We start from the raw sequence: 20,136 nt of genomic DNA on the forward strand, positions 1-20,136 counted from the left end.
ATTAAAACGCATAACTCACACCAAACAACCAATAATTTTGGATTTTATTATCAATAGTACCAAAAGTTGCAGTTGTATCAGTTATTAAAGCATTGTTTAAGGCTTCTTGTTTGTTGTTTCGCAAACCAAATTCAAAACCTAATCCTAAACTTTTCCATAAATTGTATGAAAAAGAATTTGTCCAGTTCCAGTTTGATAAATTACTATCATTGTAACTTGTAAACACAGAAAGGTTTGATTTTACGTTTAATTTGTGATAAGTTGCGGTATAATCTGCCACCAATTTTGCTTCGGGAGAAGATTCGAAATCAGCATTACCTTTGCTAAACACAAAGTTGTAGTTTCCAGGATGTATCACAACCACTAATCTTTCAGTTGGTGTCCATGTAAAACCGACCCCAAAATCTAAAAATCCAGGATTGTTAAAATTGTCAATTAATGTGGTTCTATACTCTGCTAAAGCAGATACTGCCCATTTTTTATCCAATCTTCTACCATATAAAGAGGTGATTGTAAAAACGTCTGTGGCAGTTTCAAAATCTTCATCACCAACAATTGCTTTATCATCTAATTTTACCCATCCTAAATTGATTCCTCCAGAATTTCTCCAGAAAAATTTATCTTCAATTAAATTGGCAAATCCGTTTACAGTAATACCAATATTACCTGCAGACGCATTTGGTGCGTTTCTAGAATACCAATTGTTAAAGCCCGAAAAACTTGCGCCAATAGTACCAAAAGCGCCTTTTCTCCAACCATGAAGTGCGTTTATTTGTTTTTGGATAGCATCTGCTTTTGATTGTAATTTGGCAATAGAATCTTTTTTTGATGACAATTCTTTTTTAAGTTCGTCAGCAGTTTGTCCAAAAGAAATTATTGAAAATCCAAGAAAAATTAGTGCGGATAGGAATTTTGTTTTTTTCATTTCGAAATTTTTTAAGTTGTGAAAATACTATTTTTAATATTTGGTTTTTTGATGAAAACTATAATTAACACCTAATCCAAATAATTGTCTAAACTGCACTCTACTTGAGGCATCATCATCCATAATTGTATGAAATGTCATATGCATTTTGAGATGCCTATTTACAATAAAACGAACATTTGTTTGATAGTCAACATCAACATTGCCAATGTTTGCTAAGTAATCAGTATATAATGTTAAAATATTTTCCATTTCAACATTTTCCATAATTCCGAATTTATAATAGGATGAAAAGTTAAAACCCAAACTGAATGCCGTGTTTTTTCCTTCTTCAACACCAAATTTCCCTGAGAAAAAATCACTTACAAACGTATATCTTGCAGTTGCAGGAGCAATATTAAAGTTTAAATCATTCGATTTTTTCCACAACATTCCAGGACCATACGTTAAATAGGCAGGAGATAAAAATTCTGAAACCAATACTTTTGGGTCTTTTTTGTAATCAAAACCTTTGGTATATTGAGTTCTAAAATTTCCGATGAAAGACAAAAACCAATATTTTCCTGTTTTTAAGCCTAATAATGTATTAAGCTCAAAACGATCGTCTGTTTTTCTATATCCTTTATTGCTTATGTGGCTTAAACCGTAACTGGTAATAAGCCTCGTATCCCAATTGAGATTGTCTTTTTTGTAATTCAAATCATAATTGATATTGATATTTCCTGCAACCGTATTTTCACCTCCTGAAGCCCAATTAGAAAATGAAGATTGATTAAAGATAAAAGCAAATCTTCCATGCATTTTCCACTTTGGAATGCTATCTGTTTTCTTTTGAGAAAATGAGTTTATAGTAAGTAATGAGAAAAGTAGAAAAATGATGTTTTTCATTCATTTTTTATTGAAAAAAACAAAAGTAAAATATTAATAGAAATAACGATTGCTTTTTTTAAAAATTGCGCTATTTTTTCAATTTGTAAATTGGTACAGAAGAGCAAGCTTCTCCAAAAAGAATACTTTTTACAATCGGTTGCAATTTTTCAATTAAAAATGAAAAAGCAGCATCAGGAACTGGTTTTTCTGAGCATCCTTTTACAATTACGGGCTTATCTTTAAATTCTTCAACAGGTAATTTTGCTATAATTTCTTGAAAAATAGTAGTTTCTAAAATAGTTATATCGCCAATAACTACTTTTTTGGCAAAAGGAACCAATTTAGAAGTAACTAACATCAATGCCCAAGAAGGAATAATGGCATCAGCAGTACAAGTTACTGCCACAAAATTATCTTGATATTGAGTCCAATCATGTGCTTCAACAGCAGCTCTAAAATCTTTTTCTTTTAATATGAGCTCTTCAAAAAGCCAATTTTTAATATCAAACAAAACTCTTTTTCCTGAAGGGTACAAACGCTCTAAATCAATAGTTTTTAAAGCGCTATTGGCTACTTTATTGATGATTTCGTTTTCCATATTTCAGTTCAAGGTTTAAAATTCAAAATTTAAAGTCTTATATCTACTGTCTACTGTCAACTGATTACTGCCTACTAACTATAGCATTCCCAACTCTAATTTGGCTTCTTCACTCATCATTTCTGATGTCCAAGTTGGATCGAAAGTAATTTCTACCTCACAATTGTTGATTTCTTTCAGGGTTTTTATTTTTTCTTCAACCTCTACAGGCAATGTTTCTGCTACAGGACAATTGGGTGAAGTTAAGGTCATTAAAATTTTTGCGTCATGTTCATCAGAGACAAACACATCGTAAATCAATCCTAATTCATAAATATCAACAGGGATTTCTGGGTCGTAAATGGTTTTTAAAACACGGATGATTTTATCACCAATTTCGTCTAATTCTTTATCTGTCATCTTTAAAAATCTTAATTGGTTAATTTTGATTGTTGCGCAATGGCATACATTTTAATTTGTTTGATCATAGAAACCAACCCATTTGCTCTTGTTGGGGAAAGGTGTTCTTTTAACCCAATTTGGTCAATAAAATCAGTATCAGCAGCTAAAATATCAGCAGGTTTTTGCCCTGAATACACACGTAATAACAAAGCAACAATTCCTTTTGTTAAAATAGCATCACTATCTGCAGTAAAATTTACAGTATCGTTTTCTAATTCAGAAAAAAGCCACACTTTTGATTGGCAACCTTTTATTAAATTTTCATCCAACTTGTATTTTGAATCAATTAATGGCAAGGATTTTCCTAATTCAATAATATATTCATAACGTTGCATCCAATCATCAAACATCGAAAACTCATCAATAATTTCTTCTTGTATTTCTTTAATAGTCATTTTTTTAAACTTATTTTTGCGCCTTAAAATTGATTTGCATCTTGGATGTGCAAAATTACTGATAAAAATTAAATTAATCTAAATAACAGCAACTTTCAATGAAGCTGTTTACAAAAGTTTTAACAAAGATTTTTATTCAGCATACAAAAATTAATAAAAATGAGTAAACTATTGGCAGTTGGCACTGTTGCTTTTGATGCAATTGAAACGCCTTTTGGAAAAACAGCTAAAATTTTAGGTGGTTCAGGTACATTTGTGGGTTTGGCTGCAAGTCAGTTTGGCATTCAAACAGGCATTGTTTCTGTGGTTGGAGGAGATTTTCCTGAAGCCTATTTAACCATGATGAATGATAAAGGAATTAATACTGATGGCATTGAAATCATCAAAACTGGAAAAACTTTTTTCTGGAGTGGACGTTATCATAATGACATGAATTCTAGAGATACTTTGATTACTGAATTGAATGTTTTAGAAGATTTTAAACCTGTAGTTCCTGAAAGGTTTAAAGATGCAAAAATTGTGATGTTGGGAAACTTACATCCTTTAGTACAAGCTTCTGTTCTTGATCAAATGACGGTAAAACCAACGTTGATTGTTTTAGACACCATGAATTTTTGGATGAATATTGCTTTAGAAGAATTGCATGCAGTTTTAAAAAGAGTTGATGTGATAACTATTAACGATGAAGAAGCACGTCAACTTTCTGGTGAATATTCTTTGGTAAATGCTGCAAAAAAAATCCATGAAATGGGTCCGAAATATGTGGTGATTAAAAAAGGAGAACATGGAGCTTTGTTATTCAATGAAGGAAATATGTTTTTTGCACCAGCTTTGCCATTGGCAGAAGTTTTTGATCCAACTGGAGCAGGAGATACTTTTGCAGGAGGTTTTTGTGGATATCTAGCAAAAACCGAAGATATTTCATTTGAAAACATGAAAAATGCCATTATTTACGGTTCGAATTTAGCCTCGTTTTGCGTGGAAAAATTCGGCACAGAACGAATGCAGGATTTAACAACATCCGAAGTTACCAATCGTTTACAAGCGTTTAAGGAATTGACACAATTTGACATAAAAATATCGTAATTTTAATCCGCAGTTTTTTCGCTGCGGATTTTTTTATTAACACAATTAAAATAATTTAGTAAAAAAATGAGTGATGCTATCAAACATGAATGTGGAATTGCATTGGTTCGATTAAAAAAACCGCTACAATTTTATAAAGACAAATACGGTTCGGCTTTTTACGGAATCAATAAAATGTATTTGTTGATGGAAAAACAGCACAATCGTGGTCAAGATGGTGCAGGTTTTGCAAGCATCAAATTCAATGTTGAGCCAGGAACGAGATATATAAGTAGAGTTCGTTCTAATCAAGCACAACCAATTCAAGATATTTTTGCACAAATTAACGAACGCATTAATAGTGTTTTTGAGGAATTTCCGGAAAAGAAAGATGATGTAAAATGGCAAGAAGAAAACATGCCTTACATTGGAAACTTATTTTTAGGTCACGTTCGTTATGGAACTTTTGGCAAAAATAGTATAGAAAGTGTGCATCCTTTTTTGCGTCAAAGCAACTGGAAACATAAAAATTTAATTGTTGCAGGAAACTTTAACATGACAAATTCCAATCAAATTTTAGAGGAATTGATTGAGTTGGGCCAACATCCAAAAGAATTTACAGATACTGTAACTGTGATGGAAAAAATCGGACACTTTTTGGAAGATGAAGTGGCGAAATTGTATCAAGAAGCTAAAAAAGAAGGATTCAATAAAAGAGAAGCTTCTCCGTATATAGAAGAAAATTTGAGTTTGAAAAAAGTACTCAAAAGATCATCAAAAAGTTGGGATGGAGGTTATGCAATGGCTGGTTTGGTTGGTCATGGAGATGCATTTGTGTTGAGAGATCCAAATGGAATAAGACCTACTTTTTTCTTTGAAAATGATGAAATTGTAGCTGTTGCATCAGAAAGACCTGTAATACAAACTGTTTTTAATGTAAAAATTGAAGATGTTCAAGAATTAGAACCTGGACATGCACTGATTATCAAAAAAAGTGGTAAAACTTCTATCAAAAAAGTGAATGAACCTGGGCAAAAAAAATCTTGTTCTTTTGAACGAATTTACTTTTCCAGAGGAAGTGATGCAAGCATTTATCAAGAGAGAAAAAACCTTGGAAAATATGTTTTTCCACAAGTTTTAAAATCGATTAAAAGCGATGTTTCAAACACCGTTTTTTCATACATTCCTAATACAGCAGAGACTTCGTTTTATGGAATGACAGAAGCTGCAGAAGATTTATTGAATGAACAAAAAACAGCCAAAATTTTAGCAGGTGGCAAAAATTTATCAGCAGCAATGGTTACTGAAATTTTATCAGAAAGACCTCGTTTTGAAAAAATAGCCATTAAAGATGCAAAATTAAGAACCTTTATTGCGGACGATAGTTCAAGAGATGATTTGGTTGAACATGTTTATGATGTAACATACGGAGTTGTAAAACCAACTGATAATTTGGTAATTATTGATGATAGTATTGTAAGAGGAACCACTTTAAAGAAAAGTATTATTCGAATTTTAGACAGGTTGCAACCTAAAAAAATAGTAATTGTTTCTTCAGCACCACAAATTCGTTATCCTGATTGTTACGGAATTGACATGGCAAGAATTGATGCATTTATTGCATTTAAAGCAGCTTTAGAATTGCTGAAAGATCAAAATAAGTATCATATTGTTGACGAAGTTTATAAAAAATGCAAAGAGCAGCAATCAAAAAAAGATGTAGAAATTATCAATTATGTCAAAGAAATTTACAAACCTTTTACAGCAGAGCAAATTTCAGCTAAAATTGCAGAAATGCTAAAAACGGACGATATCAATGCTGAAGTAGAAGTAATTTATCAAACAATTGAAGGCTTGCACAAAGCGTGTCCAAATCATTTAGGCGATTGGTATTTTACAGGGAATTATCCAACTCCTGGAGGTCATAGGGTTGTAAATCAGGCATTTATCAATTTTTATGAAGGAAATGACAAACGCGCTTATTAAAACAATTATTGATTTAACGATAAAAAAGCATCCAAATTTTGGATGCTTTTTTTGTTTTTATGAACTCAAATTTCACATCTGAGTGAGATACTAAAAAAGGCAACGCCTTTATTTTGCAGCAGCATAACGTCTTTCAACTTCATTCCAGTTAATCACTTTAAAGAAAGCATTGATATAATCTGGTCTTCTGTTTTGATAATTTAAATAGTATGCATGTTCCCAAACATCCAATCCTAAAATTGGTGTTCCACCACATGATACTCCTGGCATTAAAGGATTGTCTTGATTTGGTGTTGAACAAACCTCAACTTTTCCTCCTTTGTGAACACATAACCAAGCCCAACCTGAACCAAATTGAGTTGCAGCAGCTTTGCTAAATGCTTCAATAAATGCATCTTTTGAACCAAATTCAGCCTCAATAGCATCTTTTAATTCGCCAGATAAATAGCCTCTATCTTCAGGATTCATCACTGTCCAAAACAAATTATGATTGTAAAAACCACCACCATTATTACGAACAGCGCCATTTTTCATATCTAAATTTGTCAAAATATCTTCAATTGATTTTCCTTCTAAATCAGTTCCTGCAATTGCGTTATTTAAGTTGTTTGTGTATGCTTGGTGATGTTTTGTATGGTGAATTTCCATTGTTCTTGCATCAATATTTGGTTCTAATGCGTCATAAGCATATCCTAATTCTGGTAATTGAAAAGCCATTTTTATATGTTTTAAAAGTTAATATATATTTGAAAATGTAAATTTAGCTATTATATAAAGGTTTTCCAAGAAGTTTCTGTTTTGATATCTGATAACTGTATAGAAAGTGTTTATTCCCCAAATTCGCGCATAAACTGTTCTGCTTTTTCAACCATTTTTTTACTTCCGCAAATAAACGGAACTCTTTGATGCAATGAAGTTGGTTGCACATCTAAAGTTCTTGTATATCCATCAGACGATTTTCCTCCTGCTTGTTCAGCCAAAAAAGCCATAGGATTACATTCGTATAACAAACGCAATTTTCCATCAGGATTTCTAGAACCTTTTGGATACATATAAATGCCACCTTTGATCATATTTCTGTGAAAATCAGATACTAACGAACCAATATATCTACTTGTATAAGGTCTGTCTTCAGCTTCTTCTTGACAATATTTGATGTATTTTTTAATTCCCAATGGAAAATCTAAATAATTCCCTTCATTTACAGAATAGATTGTTCCTGATTCTGGAAAAGTCATATTTGGATGTGATAAGTAAAAAGAGCCAATTGCAGGATTTAAGGTAAATCCATTTACGCCATGACCAGTTGTGTAAACCAACATAGTTGAAGTTCCATACACAATATATCCAGCAGCTACTTGTTCACTTCCTTTTTGCAGAAAATCTTCCATAGTTACAGGTGTTCCAACAGGAGTTACGCGTCTGTAAATAGAAAAAATCGTTCCTACAGAAACATTTACATCAATATTTGATGAACCATCTAAAGGATCAATCAAAACCACATATTTATTTTGATGTTTTTCATCTTGACTGTTGATTGAAATAAAATCGTCTTCTTCTTCACTTGCAATTCCACAAACAATGTTTCTTTTTGTTAAGGTTTGAATAAATATTTCATTGGCATAAACATCTAATTTTTGTTGATTTTCTCCTTGAATATTTACATCTCCTGCAGCTCCCAAAATATCAACCAAACCAGCTTTATTTACTTCGTGATTGACTACTTTTGCGGCCAATCTGAGTGAGTTTAACAATCTAGAAAGTTCGCCAGAAGTGTATCTGAATGAAGATTGATTTTCAATAATAAATTCTCCTAAAGTTTGGTGTTTTGTTGACATGCAGTATTTTTTTGATTGATGCTACAAAGATGACATCTTTTTAGAAAAACTACAACGATTTAGTGCTGTTTTTACATCTTTTTTTAGTGAAAATTCATGCTGTAAAAATTCAACATTATAGGTTATTTTGTCAAAAAATTTCTGAAAATTTTGCTCCGATTGAAAATGATTTACATTTGCTAAAAATTTATATAAATGAGTTTTATAATCAGAAAAGGACAACCAAAAGATGCTCAGGCTATTTTAGACTTGATTATTGAATTGGCTGTTTTTGAAAAAGAACCCAATGCTGTTGAAATCACCAAAGAAGATTTGTTGAATGACGGATTTTCTGACAACCCAAAATTCAAACTTTTTGTGGCAGAAGAAAATGAAATCATCATTGGAATGGCGCTTTTTTACGAACGCTATTCTACTTGGAAAGGAAAAACAATTCATTTAGAAGACTTGATTGTAACACATCAAAAAAGAAATTTAGGTGTTGGAAAAGCATTGTACACAGCAGTTTTAAAATATGCATTTGACCATAATTATAACAGAGTTGCTTGGGAAGTATTGGATTGGAATACCAATGCTATTGAATTTTATAAAAGCACAGGAGCTACGTATTTAAGTGGTTGGCATGTAGTACAAATGAACAAAGAAAATCTAGCAAAATTTATTCAAAAATAACGGATAATGAAAATATTTAAGTTTGGAGGAGCATCAGTAAAAGATGCTGAAGGCGTAAAAAATGTAGCAAAAATTATTCAATCTGAAGGAAATTCAGATACCCTTGTTGTGATTTCTGCCATGGGAAAAATAACCAATGCTTTTGAAGAAGTTGTAGATGCTTACTATAACAAATCAGAAGAGTTGGCACTAAAATTGAATTTTATTGAGGAATATCATAAAAACATCATGAATGCTCTTTTTGATAAAAACGATGCAGTTTATCAAGAAATTGACATTCTTTTTGGTGAATTGGGTTGGTTTTTGGCAAGAAATACCTCTCAAAGGTATAATTATGTGTATGACCAAATTATTTGTTTTGGAGAGTTGTTGTCAACCAAAATTGTAAGTGCTTACATTACAAAAATAGGCATCAAAAATACCTGGTTTGATGTGCGAAATTATGTAAAAACAGACAGTAATTACAGAGATGCAAAAGTAGATTGGAAGCTGACAGAAGATATCATCACCAAAAAAGTAGATACTTCTCAACTCAACATTACTCAAGGATTTTTAGCTGGAAATGACACAGAAAATACCACAACTTTAGGAAGAGAAGGTTCTGACTACACAGCAGGAATTTTTGCTTATTGCTTAAACGCAGAAAGTGTTACCATTTGGAAAGATGTTGAAGGGGTTTTAAACGCAGATCCAAGAGTATTTTCTGATACCACTTTATTACGTCAAATATCGTATGAGGAAGCAATTGAAATGGCTTTTTATGGAGCTTCTGTAATTCACCCAAAAACGTTGCAACCATTACAAAAAAAGGAAATCCCATTGTTGGTTCGTTCTTTTATCAATCCAAAAGAGCCAGGAACTAGAGTGTCAAAAGGGGCACTTTTAGAACCTTATACTCCGTGTTTTATTGTAAAGAGAAATCAGATTTTGGTTTCCATTTCTGCTTTAGATTTTTCATTTATGGTTGAAAATAACATCAGTTTTATTTTCCAAAAATTGCACGAATATCAATTGAAAGTAAATTTGATTCAAAATTCAGCCATCAGTTTTTCAGTTTGTGTAGATAACAAATTCAATAAGTTTGATGACTTTTTTCAAGATTTGAAAAACGAATTTAAGATGGAAGTTCAAAAAGAAGTTGACCTTTTTACAGTGCGTCATTTTGATGACAAAGCCATCAAGACTATTGAAGAAAAAGGGGTTTCGTTATTAACACAAGTAAATAAAGAGACGCTTCAAATGGTGGTAAAAGCGATTTAAAAATCGCTTGTTTTGTATTTTTTTGTATGTTTGTAGCTAGTCTCATCAAAACGTATGGCATTAGTAACATCTAAAGAAATTGCAACTGTAATTGGTCTTGATAAATTTGGTTTTATAGGCACTTTTGTTGGTTGGCTTTTAATAAGAATTTTACGAATTTCTTCTATCAACAAAATTTACAAAAAAAACAAAACCAAAGAAGGACTCGATTTTTTAAACGGTGTTTTAGACGACTGCAATATTGTATTCCAAATTCCGGAAGAAGATTTAAAAAGGATTCCAAAAGAGGGTGCTTTTATAACCGTTTCTAATCATCCTTTAGGAGGAATTGACGGTGTTTTATTATTAAAATTATTGATAGAAAAAAGAGCCGATTATAAGATTATCGCTAATTTTTTGTTGCATAGAATAGAACCATTAAAGCCTTATGTAATGCCCGTAAATCCTTTTGAAAACAGAAAGGATGCAAAATCGAGTGTTACAGGAATTAAAAATGCATTGTTGCATTTGCAAGAAGGAAAACCATTGGGAATTTTTCCTGCAGGAGAAGTTTCTACCTATAAAGACGGAAAATTAAAGGTTGATAAACCTTGGGAAGAATCAGCAGTTAGACTTATCAAAAAAGCTGAAGTCCCGGTGATTCCGATTTATTTTCACGCAAAAAATAGTCGTCTTTTTTACCTTTTATCAAAAATTAGTGACACTTTACGAACAGCAAAATTGCCTTCGGAAGTAATTTCTCAGAACGGAAAAGTAATTAGAGTTCGAATTGGAAAACCAATTTCACTTGAAGATCAAAAAGAGTTTACTGAAATTCCGGCCTTTTCTGAATTTATCAGAAAGAAAACTTACATGCTAGCAAATCCTTTTGAGAAAGCGCAAAAGCTAATTTCAACACAAAATATCAAGCTAAAAAAACCAGCAAAAAAAATAGCCTCTCAAAAAAATGTTGATTTATTTGTTAAAGAGGTTGATGATTTACGCGAAAAAGAAGGTAGATTACTAGAAAGTAAAAACTATGAAGTTTTTTTTGCCAATGCAAAAGACATTCCTAATTTATTGCATGAAATTGGTCGTTTGCGCGAAATTACGTTTAGAGATGTAGGAGAAGGTACAAATAATTCGCTAGATTTAGACAAATATGATAAATATTATTATCACCTGTTTTTATGGGATAGAGAGGCAAATTGTTTGGCTGGAGCATACAGAATGGGTTTAGGAAGTGAGATTTTTAAAAAGTATGGTATCAATGGTTTTTATGTGCAAACGCTATTTAGAATTGAGCCAGAATTATACCAAATGATGGAAAATACCATTGAAATGGGACGTGCTTTCATCATTAAAGAATACCAACAAAAACCCATGCCTTTATTTTTATTATGGAAAGGAATTGTGCACGTAACACTGCGTTATCCTGAGCATAAGTATTTATTAGGTGGCGTTTCAATAAGCAATCAATTTTCTGATTTTTCAAAATCATTGATGATTGAGTTTATGAAATCACATTATTACGACCCATATATCGCTCAATACATACAGCCTAAAAAAGAATATAAAGTCAAATTAAAAGATGCTGATAAAGATTTCGTTTTTGATGCTACACAAGCAGATATGCAAAAATTTGACAAAGTAATTGATGAAATTGAACCTGGTGCATTGCGAATTCCGGTTTTGATAAAAAAATACGTAAAGCAAAATGCACGTTTGGTAGCCTTTAATGTTGATCCAAAATTCAACAATGCAGTTGATGGATTGATGTATATTAAAGTGGCAGATATTCCTGAAAGTACTGTAAAACCTGTGATGGAAGAATTCCAAGCTGAGTTAGAGCGAAAAGCTTCAGAATTATCCAACTCATAAATTTCCTTATTCCTTTATAAATGATACAGCGATTGTACTCCAATCGCTTTATTTATATCTTTTGCTATTTCAAACTTTCTGAGTATTGTATTTTTAATTCATAAATATATTATATGTTTATTATAAAAAATATAAATAAAAATATATGTATAATTTGTGTAATCTTTGCCGAGAATTTAAAATTGATATAAAATAATCAACTGAAATTAAATGATGGCTTTAAAAAACAATCAAGGAAATGGTTTTAAAACCGAAACCAAAAAAAAATCTGAGTTAGATTCTTCTCAAGTACTTTCAAAAATCGTTCGAACTTTATTCTGGATGATGTTTTTGGGCACTATTGCAACTCTTGCTGTTTATTATCCAACAATCCCAGAATGGACTTTTGGGAGTTTGTTAAAAATAAACGGATTTACACTTTTAATTTGGGCGACAGTAACTTTTTTTAGTGCGCTTATTAGCAGTTATTCACACAACTATTTGAATGGATTTAAATTCCAAACTAAATTTATGTTGTTGTGTGTAGCATTTACATTTTCTGTGATGCTTTTTGTAATGTCAAATCACATCTTGATTTTATCAGCAAGTTGGTTGTTGATGGGTTTTTTCATGTCAAGATTGATTGGAGTTGATGCAGATTGGGGAGAAGCTCGAGAAGCATCAAAATTTACTTTGCGCTATTTTGTTGCAGGAACATTTTTCTTAGTAGTTGGTTTATTGCTTTTAGCATTTGAACTTGACACTTTTTTAATCAACGAAATCACCACACAAATCAATTTAGTGTCAAGTAGCACCATTTTAATTGCTGCCATTTGTTTAATTATTGCAGCGATTATTCAATCTGCAATTTATCCTTTTCATCGTTGGTTGCTATCAGCTATGACTTCTCCAACACCTGCATCAGCATTAATGCATGCAGGATTTGTAAATGGATCAGGAATATTATTAGCGATTTTTTCAACGGTATTATTTGCTTCAAATACACTCGATATTCTTTTAATCATTGGTGGTTTGACAGCAATCTTGGCTCAGTTTACCAAACTAATTCAAGTGAATGTGAAACAAAAATTAGCATGTTCAACGATTGCACAAATGGGTTTTATGATTATGCAATGTGGATTAGGATTTTTTAACGCAGCAGTAACCCATTTAATTTTACACGGATTTTATAAAGCGTATTTGTTTTTATCATCAGGAGAAGAAATTAAACACTCATCACCTAAAAAATTTGAGCAATTGCGCATCAAGCCAATACAGGCTTTAGCAGTACTTATTTTTGGTGCTTTGGCAGCTGTTTTCTTCTCTTTCATTACAGGAAAAGGAACTCAATTAGATAGCAGTGTTTTTCTAATTCTAATCGTTGCAATCACTATTGGACAAGTAACGTATAATATAGTGAAAGAGAAAAGCCTTTCTGGAGCACAAAAATTGTTCTTGCCACCAGCATTATTTTTAGTAGGAATCAGTGCTTATGGTTTGGTGTATTCTTTAGTGACAACCTTGATGGGAGCAATGCCAATGGTTGCACAGCCAATAGCTCTTTCAACGTTTCAAATTGTTTTCGGAATCATCTTTTTAGTAGGATTTTTCATTATGAAATTGGGCATTTACAGACAAATTCCTTGGTTATATGTAAAACTAATTAACGTTTCACAGCCGTATAAAAAAACAGTATTAATGTATAAATCAAACTCATAATGCAACAGTCAGTAATTTCAACCGCAATTCAACAATCGGCAAAAGTTATTGGAAAAACTTGGCCATTGTATTCTTTCGTAACTTCTAATCCACTTTCTGGATATGAAAAATCGCACTTTAATGAAGCTGTTTTAAAAGCAAACAAATACTTACAAGCTACTGTTTTTCCAAAGCCAGCTGTTTTTAGAGAAGCTATACAATCAGGAGAAATTGAAATAAAAATTCTAAGTGATTTATTAGTAGAAAATCAACTTCACGAAACTCCAGCATTTTATCTTAATCAAATGAAAAATGAGTCTTCAGAAAAGTTAAATGCTAATCACGAATTAGACAGTATTATGGCAAAATGGCTTGCTGCGTTTATGGATGAAGGTTTGGCTGAATGGCAAATGCCAGGAAAGAAAAAAGGATTTTATACAGCTTGGAGAAAATTAGCTGCGTTTGATTCGTCTTTAAAAATTAAAAACACAAATGATATTCCAAAAACAAGTACTGAAGCTTTAACGGAAGTTTTAAAAGATTTCTCGGCAGAACAATATGAAGAAGTATTTACGCAACATTTGGCAGCTTTGCCAGGTTGGACAGGATATATCAATTATAGAACTGAGGTAGCATCAAATTGGCAAAAAGAATATCCTATTGATCTTGAACAATATTTAGCAGTTCGTTTGTGGATAGCTAAAAGCAAAAATATTCCTTTACTTGAAAATAAAGCATTAGAAAAATCAGATCAAGATGCTCAAATTAAATATGTTTGGTTAAAAGCTTGGGAAAAATCTTGGCAAAAAAAGATGGTTCAAACCATTAATGCAACTCCAATTTCAGAAAACAAATCTTCAAGACCTAATGCGCAGTTGGTTTTTTGTATCGATACAAGATCAGAGTTGATTAGAAGGCATATAGAAGCTCAAGGAAATTATGAAACTTATGGATATGCAGGTTTTTTCGGAATCGCAATGGATTACACCAACTTAGAGGATGATATTACCAGAAAATCTTGTCCGCCAATTGTTGGTTCAGCATATCAAGTTTCAGAAATTGCTGAGGTTGGTCAACAAGAAAAAATGACAGCCTATAAAAAGAAAAATGAAGTTTCAAGATTTAAGGAGTATTTCTTAAAAAGAATGAAAAATATGTTGCCATCTACATTTGGTTTTGTCGAAATTTCTGGATTATTCTATGGGTTCTCCTTAATTGGACGCACATTATCATCAGGATTTTTATATCGCTCAAAACAAAAAAACAAGAATTCTTTTGAAAAAATTGCTGCCCCAAAAATTCAATGTACAGGAAATCATACTGAAGATATTCCACTTGCAGATAAAGTTGCCATTGTAAAAAGTGCTTTTGATTTAACAGGTTGGAAAAATTTTGCACCTTTAGTAATTTTCGCTGGCCATGGAAGTCATACTGCCAATAATCCTTTTGGGTCAAGTTTAGATTGTGGTGCCTGTGCAGCAAGTCCTGGAAGACACAATGCAAGAATGTTAGCGAAATTGGCTAATTTGAATGAAGTAAGAGAAGTTTTATCAAAAGAGCATCATCTTACAATTCCAAGTCACACTGTTTTCATTGGTGCTGAGCACAATACAACTACAGATGAAATCGAAATTTTTGATACTGCTGTCCCAGATTCTCATCAACAAAAATTGCAAGAGTTAAAAAATAGCTTGAAAATAGCACAAGAAACTGCTACAAAAGACAGATTAGGAGTTGAAAATAGTGTTTCTTTAGCTGAGAAAAAAGCCAATGATTGGGGAGAAACAAGACCAGAATGGGGACTTGCAAAAAATGCAGGATTTATTGTGGCACCAAGAGCAATTACAAAATCTAGCAATCTTCATAGCAGATGTTTTTTACACTCTTATGATTGGGAAAAAGACATTACTGGAAAAGCGTTAGAAGGAATCATGCAAGGACCAATGGTAGTTACACAATGGATCAACAACCATTATTATTTTGCCACAGTTGATAATAAAACCTTTGGTGGAGGAACAAAAATAACGCACAACATTACTGGTAAATTCGGAGTTGTTCAAGGAAATGGAGGAGATTTAAAAATGGGATTACCATTACAATCGCTTTGCGAAACTGATTCAAAAATGTATCATCAACCTTTAAGATTGTCTGTTTTGATAAATGCTCCTTTGCCAAGAATCATCGATATTTTATCTAGAAACGAAAATTTAAAATCGTTACTAGATAACGAATGGATTTACTTACTAGTTATGGATCCAACTGATAATTCAAAAATCAGAAAATATGAAAAAGACCTAAATTGGTCTTATTTTGAGGATAATAACAAAAAAAAATCAAGATTAAAAAATTTGACAAAAAGCCAGAATTGACAGAAATCTAGTAAGTCTATTTCGTTAACAAAGAGGAGAATTTATCTCCTCTTTGTTTTTTACAAAAAAATAAAGTACTTTTAAAAGAAAAAAATGAATACGCTTCTCAAAATTCTATTGACTGCATTAGCTGTTTTTTTCTTAGCTGCTGTTTTACCAGGTGTTGCCGTTGAAAATTATATCTCCGCAATTACAGTTGCTTTGGTAATTGGATTATTGAACATTTTTGTAAGACCAATTATTGTTCTGTTTACTTTACCAGCCACAATTTTTTCATTAGGTCTGTTTTTGTTTGTTATAAATGCAGGAATTATTTTGTTGGCAGATAAATTTGTTGATGGATTTATGGTTGTAGGTTTTTTTGATGCGCTCATTTTCAGTGTTTTATTATCAATTTTACGCTCTTTTTTAGTATCGCTTATAAAAGAAGAGAAAACACAGTAAGCATTGTTTTTCATTAATTTAGCAAAATTCAATTATATTGTAAAAAAATACCTCACAAAAAATTTCTATTAAATGACCCCTAATAACCAAATCAAAAGTAATATTGTCGATTTAACATTTTTAAATGAAAATTTTGGTCAGGATTATGATTCTTACAGCCAAATGATTGTCTATTTTTTAGAACAATCAGATGAAAAAGTTCAACAATTAAAAGAAAGCGTACAAACATCCGATTTTATTAATATTAAAGCTGCCGCACATTTTTTAAAATCTTCTTTCAATGTTATGGGTTTAAAATCTACTCAATCATTAATTGAAATGGAACATTTAAGTATTCAACAATCAAACATTGAAAAAATTTCGGAGCTTTTAAAAGAAGTTGTTATCGATTTTGATGAAAGTGTTGTTGAATACAAAAGAATATTATCAATTGTTACAGCACCTAAATAAATAATGAGATAAGACCGATTTGTAAATTCAAATTTGTTTTTAATTTTTTGTAAAAACAAAAAAATAAATAATAACTTTTTAGACCAAACAAAAGTTCACTAGCTGTAAAAACAAGATATATTTTAAATTGCACCAAAAAATCACGTGTTATTTTAACCCCCCTAAAAAATAATAGTAATGAAAAAATTAGACACAATTTTACTGATTGATGATGATCCAGCAACCAATTTTTTGCACAAATATGTATTACAAAAAGAGAGTTGTGCAGAAAACATTGTCTCTTTTCAAAGTGCAGAAGAAGCACTAGAATACATTAAAGACACTATAAAAAATGGTTTTCATTTCCCCGAATTGATTTTTTTAGACATCAATATGCCAAGAATGAATGGTTGGGAATTTATTGAGGAATACAACAAAATTTCAAAACAAAATAAGATAAGTAAGATTGTTGTAATGCTAACAACTTCTTTAGATACTAAGGATCGTGAAAAAGCTGAAAGTATTAAAGAAATCAATGAGTTTTTGTCAAAGCCATTAACTCCCGAAAAAATTCATCAAGTTTTAGAATCGTTCAATCTTTTGAAATAATTTTTATAATTTTAATTTATAAAAGCAGCTCTTTGTAAACGATCATTTACAGAAACTCCCAAACCAATTTCGGGTAATTTTTCTGCAATAATTACATCTAGTTGCAAAGCATCTAACTCGTGCAAAGCATCATACAAATTTGTTGCTGCAGCTTCTAAATTTCCTGAAGGTGAAAGTATAATTTCATGGAAAATTGTGTCTGATTTATGAGTAGAATTGAAAGATAAAATTCCTATTTTTTTTCCTTCAAATTTTTTAATTTCTTTTTCAATATCCGAAGTTAAAACGGTTAACGTTTTTGGGGCATAATGCTTTAAAAGCATTCCTGGAGCCTCAGGATTTTCTTCTTTGTTGTTTTTTATGTGCACTTTTCCAATCACTTTTTCAATAGTTTCTATGGATATTGCTCCCAATCTATACAAAATTGGTTCGTCATTTTCAAAGCCAATAATGGTAGATTCTATACCGTTTTTACAAGGTCCACCATCTAAAATTAATTCAATTTCATTTTCGAAATACTGAGCAACATGTTCAGGTTTTGTTGGGCTTATGCTGTTAAAAGGATTGGCGCTTGGTGCAGCTAAAGGGAAAGACAATTGTTGTAATAATTCCAAAGTTAAAGGATGATTTGGTACACGAACTGCCACAGTATCTTTGCCAGCTGTAATCAAATCAGGAATTGTTGGATTTTTTTTCAACACCAAAGTCAATGAACCAGGCCAAAAAGTTTCTGCTAAAAGTTGTGCTTTTTCAGGAATATAAGAAACCACCTTTTTTAAAGCATCAATAGATGCAATATGAACAATTAATGGATTGAAATGCGGTCTTTTTTTAGTAGAAAAAATCTTTTTTACCGCTTTTTCACTAAAAATATTTCCAGCCAAACCATACACAGTTTCTGTGGGAATTGCAACCAAATCTTCATTTGTTAAAATGGTAATGGCTTTTTGGATGTCTTTTGAAATCAAACTCATAACGAATGCAAAATTACATATAAAATCTAAAATTCAGGAGCCACAGAAAAACTCATTTTTTCCATGGTTTTTGGATGTAAAAACTCTATAAATTCTGCATGCAAATGCAATCTTTTTCCTTTTTTTCCATACAAATCATCGCCAACAATAGGTGCATTTAATCCGTTTTTATGGGCTGCATGAACTCTTAATTGGTGTGTTCTTCCTGTAATTGGATAAAAATATACACGCGTTATATCGTCTTCAATTTGGATGATTTCCCAATAAGTTTCCGCATTTTTTCCGTTTTCAAAATCCACTAATTGTTTGGGTCTGTCATCCAAATCCAAACGAATAGGCAGTTTTACAGTTCCTTTTTGTTCAGTTAAATTTCCTTCTAATAAAGCAACATATCGCTTTTTTACAGTTCTTTTGATAAACTGACTTTGTAAAATTTTATTGGCTTCTTTGGTTTTTGTCAACACTAAAATTCCAGATGTGGACATGTCTAAACGATGCACAATTAAAGGCCCTGTTGCTTCTGGATATTTTTCTTTCATTCGAGAATAAACTGAATCTGAAATTTCTTTGCCAGGAACAGACAAAAATTCAGCAGGTTTGTTTACAACAATAAGGTCATCATCTTCAAAAATAATGGGAATTTCTTGATGTTCTGTTAAACTTTCTATCAACAAATTTTCGTCCATTTTTAGGTCTTGCAACATGTGTGTTAAAATGGGTTTACAACGACTTTGACACGCAGGATAAAAATTTTTATGTTTTCTGATTTCTGAGTTTGGTGAAATTCCCCACCAAAATTCTGCCATACAAATGGGTTCTAAATCGTTTAGAAAAGCGTATTGCAATAATTTTGGAACAGCACATTCTCCTGAACCTGCAGGAGGTTTTATCATTGGATCGCTAAAAATATCCAGCAAACTTTTCCATTCTTTTTTTGCATTTAAAAACGCATATCTTTCAAATAAGGTTTTTTGTAAATAATTTGATTTTTGGATGCGTTCTTTTTTTAGACTAGCTATTTTGTTCTCAAAAAATGCCAATTCAGCCTGTTTTTTTTGAAGGTCATTTTCATAATAGGCCTTCAATTCTTTGTAAAAAAATTGATCGTTAAAACTCTCTTGTTCCAATTTTTTAATGAGAATTGAAAAATCAGATTCAGTAAGAATTGAACCCGAATTTTTCTTCCGAATTTTTCGTTCTTTTTTGGCAATTTTCATTTTTTTTCTCTGAAAAGCCAAGTCTTCTTCAATATGTTGAATTCTTTTTTTGACTGATTTTTTTAAAGAAATATACGTTTCATCCTTTTTTAATGCTGAAATTTCTTGATTTATCTCTTCCAATTCAGCTTCACCTTTCACATAAAAACTACCTTCAGTTCTCATATTAAAAACAGGTGGAACAAATTTTTCGGGCAAACTATGATCTGCAAATTTTCCTGAAAACGCGGCTAAATAACCAATTTCTTGAAGCTTGTTTTTAACTACTAAAACACCAAACATTTTGCCAATACTTACTGTTTTTATATCACTTTGTAGCCCAAAATCATGCTGAAAATCTGTCTGATTTTCTAAATATTCTTGCAACTCATTTGCCGCAATTATTGCCAAATCATGAGGCTCATAATAAAAAGGAAATGTGAATTTTTCGGGTAAATTGATATTTGAAATATCCGTTTTAAATTGCTGAAAATGTTTCAATTAACTATTGAATTATTTTTAAAAATA

Annotated in this window: 19 protein-coding genes; 10 read left to right on the plus strand and 9 right to left on the minus strand. The window is 31.5% G+C overall.

The features are described 5' to 3' along the window. Position 1: 1 nt before the first annotated feature. From WHA43_RS09195 to WHA43_RS09215, 5 genes are all read right to left on the minus strand, one after another. Entirely contained in the window at positions 2-925 is a 924-nt protein-coding gene (locus tag WHA43_RS09195; RefSeq protein ID WP_340828256.1) for a DUF3078 domain-containing protein, read from the minus strand. A gap of 33 nt (positions 926-958) precedes the next feature. After that, positions 959-1,813 carry a DUF3078 domain-containing protein gene (locus WHA43_RS09200; RefSeq protein ID WP_105046761.1) on the minus strand — a complete coding sequence of 285 codons (855 nt, stop codon included), beginning with the start codon at positions 1,811-1,813 and terminating at the stop codon, positions 959-961. Positions 1,814-1,883: 70 nt separating this feature from the next. Then, positions 1,884-2,393, minus strand: coding sequence for a DUF2480 family protein (locus tag WHA43_RS09205; RefSeq protein ID WP_105046762.1), 510 nt, complete (start codon positions 2,391-2,393; stop codon positions 1,884-1,886). 78 nt (positions 2,394-2,471) lie between these two features. After that, on the minus strand, positions 2,472-2,792 hold the full coding sequence (locus tag WHA43_RS09210) for a DUF59 domain-containing protein (RefSeq protein WP_105046763.1): 321 nt from the start codon (positions 2,790-2,792) through the stop codon (positions 2,472-2,474). A gap of 11 nt (positions 2,793-2,803) precedes the next feature. Continuing rightward, positions 2,804-3,229: a SufE family protein gene (locus tag WHA43_RS09215; RefSeq protein WP_105046764.1), complete on the minus strand. Its 426-nt coding sequence runs from the start codon at positions 3,227-3,229 to the stop codon at positions 2,804-2,806. A gap of 159 nt (positions 3,230-3,388) precedes the next feature. On the opposite strand from WHA43_RS09215, the gene WHA43_RS09220 reads away from it, so the two are divergent. Both WHA43_RS09220 and WHA43_RS09225 read left to right on the plus strand, forming a co-directional pair. Next, on the plus strand, positions 3,389-4,315 hold the full coding sequence (locus WHA43_RS09220) for a PfkB family carbohydrate kinase (protein WP_105046765.1): 927 nt from the start codon (positions 3,389-3,391) through the stop codon (positions 4,313-4,315). Positions 4,316-4,381: 66 nt separating this feature from the next. Further along, on the plus strand, positions 4,382-6,280 hold the full coding sequence (locus WHA43_RS09225; RefSeq protein WP_105046766.1) for an amidophosphoribosyltransferase: 1,899 nt from the start codon (positions 4,382-4,384) through the stop codon (positions 6,278-6,280). Positions 6,281-6,388: 108 nt separating this feature from the next. On the opposite strand, the gene WHA43_RS09230 is transcribed toward WHA43_RS09225, so the two are convergent. Continuing rightward, entirely contained in the window at positions 6,389-6,997 is a 609-nt protein-coding gene (locus tag WHA43_RS09230; protein ID WP_105046767.1) for a superoxide dismutase, read from the minus strand. Positions 6,998-7,107: 110 nt separating this feature from the next. Beyond that, entirely contained in the window at positions 7,108-8,118 is a 1,011-nt protein-coding gene (gene fbp, locus WHA43_RS09235) for a class 1 fructose-bisphosphatase (RefSeq protein ID WP_105046768.1), read from the minus strand. Positions 8,119-8,313: 195 nt separating this feature from the next. Between fbp and WHA43_RS09240 the strand changes: the two genes are divergently transcribed. The 8 genes from WHA43_RS09240 (at position 8,314) to WHA43_RS09275 (ending at position 17,438) form a co-directional block, all read left to right on the plus strand. Then, on the plus strand, positions 8,314-8,790 hold the full coding sequence (locus tag WHA43_RS09240; RefSeq protein ID WP_105046769.1) for a GNAT family N-acetyltransferase: 477 nt from the start codon (positions 8,314-8,316) through the stop codon (positions 8,788-8,790). A gap of 6 nt (positions 8,791-8,796) precedes the next feature. Further along, complete coding sequence (locus tag WHA43_RS09245; protein ID WP_105046770.1) at positions 8,797-10,050, plus strand: aspartate kinase; 1,254 nt, start codon at positions 8,797-8,799, stop codon at positions 10,048-10,050. Between the two features lie 54 nt (positions 10,051-10,104). Next, positions 10,105-11,910, plus strand: coding sequence for a GNAT family N-acyltransferase (locus WHA43_RS09250; protein ID WP_105046771.1), 1,806 nt, complete (start codon positions 10,105-10,107; stop codon positions 11,908-11,910). A gap of 210 nt (positions 11,911-12,120) precedes the next feature. Further along, positions 12,121-13,608 (plus strand): proton-conducting transporter membrane subunit, encoded by a 1,488-nt coding sequence (locus WHA43_RS09255; RefSeq protein ID WP_105046772.1) that lies wholly within the window; start codon positions 12,121-12,123, stop codon positions 13,606-13,608. Continuing rightward, positions 13,608-15,956: a DUF2309 domain-containing protein gene (locus tag WHA43_RS09260; RefSeq protein WP_105046773.1), complete on the plus strand. Its 2,349-nt coding sequence runs from the start codon at positions 13,608-13,610 to the stop codon at positions 15,954-15,956. The genes WHA43_RS09255 and WHA43_RS09260 overlap by 1 nt, the downstream gene beginning before the upstream one ends. Positions 15,957-16,049: 93 nt before the next feature. Further along, positions 16,050-16,400 (plus strand): phage holin family protein, encoded by a 351-nt coding sequence (locus WHA43_RS09265; protein ID WP_105046774.1) that lies wholly within the window; start codon positions 16,050-16,052, stop codon positions 16,398-16,400. Positions 16,401-16,472: 72 nt separating this feature from the next. Next, on the plus strand, positions 16,473-16,850 hold the full coding sequence (locus WHA43_RS09270) for an Hpt domain-containing protein (RefSeq protein ID WP_105046775.1): 378 nt from the start codon (positions 16,473-16,475) through the stop codon (positions 16,848-16,850). A 177-nt stretch (positions 16,851-17,027) separates the two neighbouring features. Next, the gene (locus tag WHA43_RS09275; protein WP_105046777.1) at positions 17,028-17,438 is read left to right on the plus strand and encodes a response regulator; all 411 of its coding nucleotides are present in this window, start codon (positions 17,028-17,030) and stop codon (positions 17,436-17,438) included. An 11-nt stretch (positions 17,439-17,449) separates the two neighbouring features. Here the strand turns inward: WHA43_RS09275 and WHA43_RS09280 are convergent, their stop codons facing one another. Beyond that, positions 17,450-18,412, minus strand: a complete 963-nt coding sequence (locus tag WHA43_RS09280; protein ID WP_105046778.1) for an L-threonylcarbamoyladenylate synthase — start codon at positions 18,410-18,412, stop codon at positions 17,450-17,452. A 26-nt stretch (positions 18,413-18,438) separates the two neighbouring features. Then, positions 18,439-20,109 carry an RluA family pseudouridine synthase gene (locus WHA43_RS09285; protein ID WP_105046779.1) on the minus strand — a complete coding sequence of 557 codons (1,671 nt, stop codon included), beginning with the start codon at positions 20,107-20,109 and terminating at the stop codon, positions 18,439-18,441. Positions 20,110-20,136 lie beyond the last annotated feature (27 nt).

Source organism: Polaribacter gangjinensis, assembly GCF_038024125.1.
Taxonomy (GTDB): domain Bacteria; phylum Bacteroidota; class Bacteroidia; order Flavobacteriales; family Flavobacteriaceae; genus Polaribacter; species Polaribacter gangjinensis.